Consider the following 733-nt stretch of genomic DNA (forward strand, 5'->3'; position numbering starts at 1 on the left):
AATCGCAGTCAGGTGATGCACACGCTGGGCAATCTGCGTCAGGCCTTTCGGACCGTGATACACGGCGTACATGCTGGCGATGTTGGCCAACAGTACTTGCGCGGTGCAGATGTTCGACGTGGCTTTCTCGCGGCGGATGTGCTGCTCGCGGGTCTGCATGGCCAGGCGCAGGGCCGGCTTGCCGAAACGGTCGACTGACACGCCGACCAGACGGCCCGGCATGTCGCGCTTGAACGCGTCCTTGGTGGAGAAGTAGGCCGCGTGCGGGCCACCGAAGCCCAGCGGCACGCCGAAGCGTTGCGCGCTGCCGATGGCCACGTCGGCGCCGAATTCGCCCGGCGGGGTCAGCAGGGTCAGGGCCAGCAGGTCGGCGGCCACGGCCACCAGGGCGTTGGCGGCGTGCAGGCGTTCGGTCAGTTCGCGGTAGTCGAACACGTCACCGTTGCTCGCCGGGTACTGCAGCAGGGCGCCGAAGAACGGCGTCACGTCCGTCAGTTCGCGCTCGTCGCCGACCACCACGTCGATGCCCAGCGGCTCGGCACGGGTGCGCAGCACGTCGAGGGTCTGCGGGTGGCAATGCACGGAGGCGAAGAACTGGTGGCTGCCCTTGTTTTTGCTCAGGCGCTTGCAGAAGGTCATGGCTTCGGCGGCGGCGGTGGCTTCGTCGAGCAGGGAGGCGTTGGCGATCGGCAGGCCGGTGAGGTCGCTGATCAGGGTCTGGAAGTTCAGCAGG

1 pseudogene is annotated in these 733 nt (G+C 67.4%); it reads right to left on the bottom strand.

The features are described 5' to 3' along the window. Positions 1–733, bottom strand: a pseudogene (locus NPS56_RS30940) (glycine dehydrogenase (aminomethyl-transferring)); the annotation flags it as partial.

This window comes from Pseudomonas putida (genome assembly GCF_028682635.1).
Classification (GTDB): Bacteria; Pseudomonadota; Gammaproteobacteria; order Pseudomonadales; family Pseudomonadaceae; genus Aquipseudomonas; species Aquipseudomonas putida_AE.